The organism is Sulfolobus sp. B1 (assembly GCF_007050195.1).
Classification (GTDB): Archaea; Thermoproteota; Thermoprotei_A; order Sulfolobales; family Sulfolobaceae; genus Saccharolobus.
On sequence record NZ_QIMI01000367.1, the window covers coordinates 1 to 554 of the forward strand.

1 protein-coding gene is annotated in these 554 nt (G+C 36.6%); it reads left to right on the forward strand.

Annotated elements, in window-relative coordinates:
* Positions 1-554: TCP-1/cpn60 chaperonin family protein (locus DMP16_RS10725; RefSeq protein WP_304948047.1), on the forward strand; the 554-nt coding region annotated here is incomplete at both ends.

The window sequence follows — 554 nt, forward strand, 5'->3', positions numbered from 1 at the left end:
ATATTGGAAATTCTTCCGCAACTAGGGGTAAAAATTGATGTAAAGAATCTTAATGACGCTTCTACTAGGGCTAATCTCAAGAAGATAGCCTTTACTACATTAGCTAGTAAGTTCCTTGCTGAAGGTAAAGAATTAGACAAAATAATTGATATAGTATTAGATGCAGTAACTAATGTAGCTGAGCCTTTACCCAATGGAGGATATAATGTAAGTTTAGATTTAATAAAGATAGATAAGAAGAAGGGCGGAAGTATAGAAGATAGTATGTTAGTAAAAGGTTTAGTATTAGACAAAGAAGTGGTTCACCCTGGAATGCCTAGAAGGGTGACTAAGGCAAAGATAGCTGTATTAGACGCTGCATTGGAGGTAGAAAAGCCTGAAATATCAGCTAAGATAAGTATAACATCACCGGAACAGATAAAAGCTTTCTTGGATGAGGAGGCTAAGTACTTAAAGGATATGGTAGACAAGCTGGCTTCTATTGGAGCTAATGTAGTAATCTGTCAGAAGGGTATTGATGATGTAGCCCAGCACTTCTTAGCTAAGAAGGGTAT